The organism is Halorhabdus rudnickae (genome assembly GCF_900880625.1).
Lineage (GTDB): Archaea > Halobacteriota > Halobacteria > Halobacteriales > Haloarculaceae > Halorhabdus > Halorhabdus rudnickae.
The window spans coordinates 223,514-230,318 of record NZ_CAAHFB010000004.1 but is presented as its reverse complement, the minus strand read 5'-3'; the positions used below and the strand labels follow the sequence as shown (position 1 = coordinate 230,318).

Below are 6,805 nucleotides of genomic sequence, written 5' to 3'. Positions count from 1 at the left end.
GTGGGGGGTGGCGGCGAGTTTAGGAGTACGACCGTTCGAGCACGATCTCGCCGGTGTCGTGCAGCTCCGCCGACAGCCGGAGAAAGTCGCGCCAGAGCGGCATTTTTAAGTCCTGCATGCGCGCACATACGGTGGTAAAGTCGAGGAGCTGAGACACTTCTAGGCCGAGAATTCGAGCAATCCGTGGCATTTCGTGGAGGTTGTCTAAAAGTCGTCGGTACGGCAGATCGAGATACGTTTTGAGGCCATGAATCGAGACAATCAACTAGTCTGCATAGCCGCCGTAACCCTTTTTGACGGCCGGTTTTGGGCTTCTGACGACGGCTTTTTGAGCGAGCGTTACAACGTTCTTCGTGAAGCGAGCGATTTTGGTGTCCACAGCCAGACCAACCCGCTTCACATCCTAGTAAGTTAGACATTTAGCGTGGACTACTAGGAATACGATACTAGTTCGAGAGTCGCTGAGTTGCGCTGTTTCGAACGTCTAAACAAGGCCGAGAAAACCCTTTGAGCCAATTTAATGTGAGTTAAGCACCTATTCAAAATGGCACAGATACCAGGTCATCATTGCCGTCTCACGCTGGATTTAAGTGATTTTATTATTATATGTAAATATGGTACGTAAGGTCTCACTGACGGGCACACTCCACCTCCACTTACTGGCTGTTCAGTTCATCATTTTGGGACTTATCTTCGAGATTAGGACCCCTACAAAATCGATCATGGGTTTCGGCCTTGCAGTGCTGGGCCTACTGATGGGCGCCGTCGCGCTGCTCGCTGCCAGTACCACGCCACGCACTGAACCGCGCCAATCAGCCGAGTGACTCGAAGTCCATGGTAATATCCCGGAAGTAATTAGAAGTGCAACCTGGTTCGCTATGCGTCCAGAGCGTCCCTGAAGGAATACTCGACGGCCTTGTTCAGCGTCGGGTGGGCGTGGATCGTGTCGGTAATGTCGCTAACCTGCCCCGAGCCAGCCCGCATCGCGACGAGCACCTCGTGGATCATCGTCGAGGCTTCCTCACCCAGCATGTGACAGCCAAGGATCTCACCGTCGGGGGTGGCCAGTACTTTCACGAACCCTTCTTCCAGTTTCTTCGCCCGTCCCATGAGGGTCTCGGGCAGGGCCCGTCGACCAACGACGGACGCCTGTTCGGCAGTCTGGAGCTCGGCTTCGGTCGCGCCGACCCCGGCGATCTGAGGCTCGGTGAAGACGGCATGTGGCAGCGCCGAGAGGTCGATTTCACGTTCCGCATCGTGAACGACGTTGTTGATGGCAAGGCGGGTCTCGTAATCGCCGGAGTGTTTGAACATCGCGTTGCCGGCGATGTCGCCCTGGGCCCAGACGTTCTCGGCGCTCGTCTGCAACTGTTCGTCCGTCACTATGAACCCGCGATCGTCCGTTTCGATCCCGGCTGCCGCAACGTCGAGTGTATCCGTGTTCGGTCGTCGGCCCGCCGCGACCAGCACCTCTTCGCCCTCGACGGTGATCGCGTCGTCGTCTTCGCTCTCAGCGGTGACCCGGACGGGACCGTTCACCGATTCGACGGCAGTCGCGCGATACCCGGTGTGAACCCCGTGACGATCGCGTGCGATATCGGTGAACGTCTCGCTCACGTCGGGATCTTCCCGGCCAAGAAGCGTCTCACCGGATTCGATGATACGCACGTCTGTCCCCAGCGTTTCGAAGAAGTAGCCCAACTCGACAGCGATATATCCGCCACCGATGGTGACGAGGCTCTCGGGCTGTTCGTCGAGATACAGCGCTTCGCGACTGGTGAGAAACTCGACCGAATCAAGGCCGTCGATCGGCGGCACGAGTGGACGACCCCCGGCGGCGACGACGACGACGACTTTCTCTCCGCTGACGCGCTCGCCCCATCCGATCCGCCGGGGATCGATCACCTGGCAGCGCAACCTGGGGCTGTCGGCCGAGACCGTCGCCGAGCGGGCCGCCGCCACGCCGTCGGTGATCCGACGGTACTACGACGATCCCGAGTTCGGCGACGAGCTGGAGCGGCGCCGAGGGCGGACTGAGAGTATCGACGTGCGCGAGCACCTGCACCCCGAGGACCTGGAGGTTTCGTCATGAGTGTCACATCCGCTATGGGTTTTTCAGTACCGGGGAAGTGTAAGCAAAGGACGGAAAAGGACTATAATCCCAATGGGGTCGGAGGGATTTGAACCCCCGATCGACTGATATCTCCGGTTGCGCCTCGGAACTCCAGAGGGTCATCAAGGCGGCCGGTGATCAGCCGGTCGCTCAGTATATCAGTCTGGAGTGTCGTCCCGGGCGCGGTGCCTCTGGAGTCAGTCGCCATGCCGGACTTGGCCACGACCCCGCGCTCCGTCGTAAGGCGATTCGTGGTAAATGGATTTCGATTCGGGCCGCCATCAGTCACGATCAGTGGCCTGCCAGTCACAGTTTTGGCACTTCTGGCCAGTCACGAATTCCGTGACGGAAGGCATATAGCCGACTTCGATGACATCCCCGCCACACTCCGGACAGTCCCGGTCGGCATCGGCGATCGACTCGGCGTCCATAACGTCATCGTCCTCGATGAGTTCTGCCAGCCGTCGGGCCGTCACCATACGCCCCTGCACGACGCGATTCTCGGGCATGATCGCTCCAGGCGGTCGACACTCCTAAGCCTTCCCGTCGTGGTGAATCTCGCGACAAGAGTCACAACCAGGGGAGCTGATCGTCTCCGTCGCGTTCGTCGGCCTCGAACGACGGGACGTGTGGCGTCTCTTCGACGGCGTCGTCAGTGGCACGCTTTTGACCGCCGTTGGGGGCAGTTGCGTCGGGACCACCGTCCGTCGCCGCGTCGGTCGCTTGGGAGCTCTCAGTGTCAGGATCGAATGACAGGAGTACCGCGACAGCGAGTACAGCGAGACTGAGCGGCGCATCCGACGGGATGAGCCCGAAGATCGACAGCGCCAGAACGCCGAGTGCCACGGCACTACCGAATCGGAAGCGGTCGATGTCGACACTCGCCCGGAGCCACGGACCGGCCAGTGCGACGAGCAGCGCGAACCCCACACCAGCCGCTGCCGCGGCCGTTCCGCTGATGATCAGTGCAGGGTCGGTCGAAACTGCGAGTTCCGCTCCGGAGAGATCGAGACTGGCGATCAACCCGAACCCGACGATCACCGCCGGCCGGGGAATGCTCTCGCTGATCCTGGCACTGGTGGTTCTGGCTGCGATTGCTAGGATGACCACGCCAGCGAAGCGCTCGAAGATCGCCAGATCGAGCACGCTGGCGATCGACGGGGCGAGAGTTGCCTCCAGGGCGGCAATGGGAACCAGAATCGCCCCAACGCCCAGGACAGTCCGGGCCTGTTCGCGCGGGGTCCCATCCATATCCGCGAGGATAACTGCCACCGTGGCGCTGCCGCCAAAGACCAGCAAACCGACCTCAAGAATACCGAATACGCTGCCGACTGCGCCGGCGAGAATCAACGCCGGGAAGACGCCATCGACCAGCGGGAGGCACATGATGGTAGCGAGTAAGCGACCGTCACCGCCCACGCGTCGCTCGATGGCTAACGCGACCGGGTGTCTAGAGCTGCTCATCAGCTAGGGGCGGCCGTCTCCCGTGGCCCGTGGGTACTGAGACCTGCCCCGATAGCGTCGCCTGTCGGGGTGGGCGTGCTCCGCCTCGCGTCCGCTTTGGGAAGGAAGCCAACTGCCTGAATTGCTTCCAATCCCGAAATTGAACGCTGTCCCCATCGATGTTGTAAATGTATTCGCCCCTGCAGCGTCACGGCTTTGCTTTCGGGCGGTCCGCATTCGAGTGGGGATGGCGGAAGCCATGTGTTGAACAATGATGGATTTGGATAAAAACGTTGCGTGAGAGTCGACCCCAAGAGATGAGCTCACACAGATCTGCGCGCAGAACAGACGAACATCTCGACGAAACAACTGTGGAAACGGCCAAATGGGTTATTTTGAACGGTTTCGATCAAGGATCGTCGTCAACTCGGCGGGCCGGAATATGCTCACCACCAGATGTGACTCGCAACCCTTTTGGGTCGAGGTGGCGGACGGCTTACATGGCGAAGTCCGACCGACCGTTCTCGACGAAACTTGAGGTACCGGAAGCACTGACGTTCGACGACGTACTCTTACGGCCCAAGGAGAGTCGCGTCGAACCCGATGATGCGACCACCGAGACGCACGTCTCGAAAAACGTCACACTGAACGTGCCGGTCCTCTCGGCGGCGATGGACACCGTCACGGACGGCGATATGGCAATCGCGATGGCACGGCATGGCGGGCTGGGTGTCATTCATCGGAACATGGATGTCGACCGGATGGTCGCCGAAATCGAGCGCGTCAAGCGCGCCGACGAGTTGATCATCCGCGACGTCGTCACGGCCGCCCCCGACCAGACCGTCCGCGAGGTCGATGCGATGATGGACCACCGTGGCGTCAGTGGCGCGCCAGTCGTCGGCGAGGACGACGAAGTCCTGGGGATCATCTCGGCGACGGATATCCGGCCGTACCTTGAGGTTGGCGAGAGCGACGCTGTCAGCGAGGCGATGACCGACGAGGTCATCACCGCGAGCGAGTCGGTTACGCCCCGGGAGGCGCTCGAACTCATGTACGACCACAAGATCGAGCGCGTCCCGATCGTCGACGACGAGGAGCGACTCGTCGGCCTCGTGACGATGCAGGGGATCCTCCAGCGACGCGAGTACGACAAGGCGGTCCGTGACGACGACGGACGCCTCCGGTGTGGCGTCGCAGTCGGCCCCTTCGGAGAGGAGCGAGCCGTCGCAGCCGACGAGGCCGGCGCGGACGTTCTCTTCATCGATTGTGCACATGCTCACAACCTCGACGTCGTCGAGAGCGCCCGTGACATCAAGTCACAGGTCGAGGCCGATGTCGTGGTCGGAAACATCGGGACCCGCGAGGCCGCCGAGGATCTTGTCGAGTTCGCCGACGGCCTGAAGGTCGGCATCGGTCCGGGAAGCATCTGTACGACCCGGATCGTCTCCGGATCAGGGATGCCACAGCTGACGGCGACGGCGGAGGTCGCGGACGTTGCTGCCGATCACGACGTGCCAGTGATCGCCGACGGCGGGATTCGGTACTCCGGGGACGCGATCAAGGCGATCGGGGCTGGCGCGGACGCCGTCATGCTTGGGTCTTACTTCGCGGGCACCGACGAGGCCCCCGGCCGCATCGTTACGATGAACGGCAAGAAGTACAAGCAGTACCGCGGGATGGGATCGGTCGGGGCGATGAAGTCCGGTGGCGGCGACCGCTACCTCAAAGACGTCGAAGCGGGACAGGACGACGAAGAGTACGTCCCGGAGGGCGTCGAGGCCGCAACGCCGTACAAGGGGCCGGTCGAGGACGAACTCCACCAGCTCGTCGGCGGCATGAAATCCGGCATGGGGTACGTCGGCGCCGAATCCATTCCCGATTTCAAAGAGCGCGCGGAGTTCGTCCGGGTCTCGGGTGCCGGCCAGCAAGAAAACCATCCCCACGATGTCGTCATCACCGACGAGGCACCGAACTACCGACCCGACGAATAAATCGCGGGGGCCGTTTCAGGCGGCGTTTTCACAGGCGGGACTGCAATAGCCCGTTTCGGCGGCGTTCGAACTCGGATGTGCCTTGAAGTCCTCACCACACGTTTCACAGGTGTAGGCCTCGAAGTCAGACATGTCATCCGGGCCGTTGCTCCGGCGTGACAAAGATACTTGCGGCCGATTACAGGAGTTCGCGACCGGCACGGAGCCCGCTCCGGAGCGCCGCCCGCGTCCGGCCGATCCCTTCGACCCAGTCGCCTGCGATCGCGAGGTCGTCCTCGAGAGCGCGTTCGAACAGTGAGTCGTCGATCCCGCGGGTCGGAACGGCGTCGCCCCAGCGTTGGTACTCCCACCATGTTGGCTCGGTCAATCGGTCGTCCCCAAGGAGTTCCACTACTCGCTGTGTGGCGGCCTCGGCGGCCGCGGCGGGTGACGTCTGCGGATGCGTGACTGCCCATCCTGGACCGAACTGGACGATGACGATGGCCTCACCATCCGGAACGTGGCCCGGCTTGTGCCCCTCGTTGGAGACCCAGGCGACATCGTAGACCCCCTCCTCGCTGACGAGGCCGAAAAACGGCGTCTCGAGTTCGAAGGGGTAGTGCAACGCGACGCTGTCCATCGTCCGATAGGGGATCGTATCGAGCGCTCCCGCGAGGTCAGCTCGGATGGGAGCGCCCCAGTCGGCTGTCTCGAAGAGTACCGACGCCGAAGCGCCGGGGACGGCCAGCACGACCGCGTCGAACTCCCGCTCGCCCGTGTCGGTTCTGACCAGCCAACCGTCCGTGAGGCGCTCAAGGTGGGTGACGCCGACGCCGACCTCCAGATCGGCCCCGCTGTTCTCTATCATCGCCCGGACAATGCCATCGAGACCCTCTTTGGTCGTCCAGCGGGTGTTCTGAGGCGTCTGACCTTCGGCGATCTCGCCGCTCGCGTCGAACTGCCAGACCGGCGGTTCGATCTCGACGGCAACGTCCCCGGCGGCGTCCTCGATAACGGATTCGAGGTCCGCGTCCCCGAGTTCGAGGTAGTTCGCGCCGAAGTCGAACACACATCCGTTCCGGCGGTGACTCGCCATGCGCCCGCCGACGGTGTCCATCTCGAAGACCGTCACATCGACGCCGTCCAGCACGTGGGCCGCCCCTGCCCCGGCGATGCCGGCGCCGACGACACAGACTCGTTCAGTCATACTGTCTCTTCGATGGGCCCGACCAAAAGGGACGCCTTGCAGGCAGGTACTGCGGTGATCACCCGCCACACC

Annotated in this window: 6 protein-coding genes, 1 tRNA gene and 2 pseudogenes; 3 read left to right on the top strand and 6 right to left on the bottom strand. The window is 62.2% G+C overall.

The window, feature by feature from the left end; all coding sequences use genetic code 11:
- Positions 1–43: 43 nt before the first annotated feature.
- Positions 44–400 (bottom strand): annotated as a pseudogene (locus BN2694_RS17795) (IS5/IS1182 family transposase); the annotation flags it as partial.
- Positions 401–614: 214 nt separating this feature from the next.
- On the opposite strand from BN2694_RS17795, the gene BN2694_RS13395 reads away from it, so the two are divergent.
- On the top strand, positions 615–824 hold the full coding sequence (locus tag BN2694_RS13395) for a hypothetical protein (protein WP_135666423.1): 210 nt from the start codon (positions 615–617) through the stop codon (positions 822–824).
- A 52-nt stretch (positions 825–876) separates the two neighbouring features.
- Here the strand turns inward: BN2694_RS13395 and BN2694_RS13390 are convergent.
- Positions 877–1,878: pseudogene (locus tag BN2694_RS13390) on the bottom strand (FAD-dependent oxidoreductase); the annotation flags it as partial.
- On the opposite strand from BN2694_RS13390, the gene BN2694_RS13385 reads away from it, so the two are divergent.
- Positions 1,778–2,092, top strand: a complete 315-nt coding sequence (locus BN2694_RS13385; RefSeq protein WP_244605461.1) for a hypothetical protein — start codon at positions 1,778–1,780, stop codon at positions 2,090–2,092. The pseudogene BN2694_RS13390 and the gene BN2694_RS13385 overlap by 101 nt on opposite strands.
- 73 nt (positions 2,093–2,165) lie before the next feature.
- On the opposite strand, the gene BN2694_RS17200 is transcribed toward BN2694_RS13385, so the two are convergent.
- The 3 genes from BN2694_RS17200 to BN2694_RS13375 all read right to left on the bottom strand — a co-directional run bounded on the left by BN2694_RS17200 (position 2,166) and on the right by BN2694_RS13375 (position 3,577).
- A tRNA-Trp gene (locus BN2694_RS17200) sits at positions 2,166–2,342 on the bottom strand.
- Between the two features lie 52 nt (positions 2,343–2,394).
- Positions 2,395–2,622 (bottom strand): DUF5795 family protein, encoded by a 228-nt coding sequence (locus tag BN2694_RS13380; RefSeq protein WP_135666421.1) that lies wholly within the window; start codon positions 2,620–2,622, stop codon positions 2,395–2,397.
- Between the two features lie 61 nt (positions 2,623–2,683).
- The gene (locus BN2694_RS13375) at positions 2,684–3,577 is read right to left on the bottom strand and encodes a DUF5794 domain-containing protein (RefSeq protein WP_135666419.1); all 894 of its coding nucleotides are present in this window, start codon (positions 3,575–3,577) and stop codon (positions 2,684–2,686) included.
- A 479-nt stretch (positions 3,578–4,056) separates the two neighbouring features.
- On the opposite strand from BN2694_RS13375, the gene guaB reads away from it, so the two are divergent.
- Positions 4,057–5,547 carry an IMP dehydrogenase gene (gene guaB / locus BN2694_RS13370; RefSeq protein WP_135666417.1) on the top strand — a complete coding sequence of 497 codons (1,491 nt, stop codon included), beginning with the start codon at positions 4,057–4,059 and terminating at the stop codon, positions 5,545–5,547.
- 178 nt (positions 5,548–5,725) lie between these two features.
- Here guaB and BN2694_RS13365 read toward each other — a convergent pair whose 3' ends face one another.
- Positions 5,726–6,733 carry an NAD(P)/FAD-dependent oxidoreductase gene (locus BN2694_RS13365; RefSeq protein WP_135666415.1) on the bottom strand — a complete coding sequence of 336 codons (1,008 nt, stop codon included), beginning with the start codon at positions 6,731–6,733 and terminating at the stop codon, positions 5,726–5,728.
- Positions 6,734–6,805 lie beyond the last annotated feature (72 nt).

Coding starts and splice junctions, on each gene's coding strand:
- BN2694_RS13375 (WP_135666419.1), bottom strand. CDS start 3,577: ATGAGCAGCTCTAGACACCCGGTCGCGTTAGCCATCGAGCGACGCGTG.
- BN2694_RS13365 (WP_135666415.1), bottom strand. CDS start 6,733: ATGACTGAACGAGTCTGTGTCGTCGGCGCCGGCATCGCCGGGGCAGGG.
- guaB (WP_135666417.1), top strand. CDS start 4,057: ATGGCGAAGTCCGACCGACCGTTCTCGACGAAACTTGAGGTACCGGAA.
- BN2694_RS13395 (WP_135666423.1), top strand. CDS start 615: ATGGTACGTAAGGTCTCACTGACGGGCACACTCCACCTCCACTTACTG.
- BN2694_RS13380 (WP_135666421.1), bottom strand. CDS start 2,622: ATGCCCGAGAATCGCGTCGTGCAGGGGCGTATGGTGACGGCCCGACGG.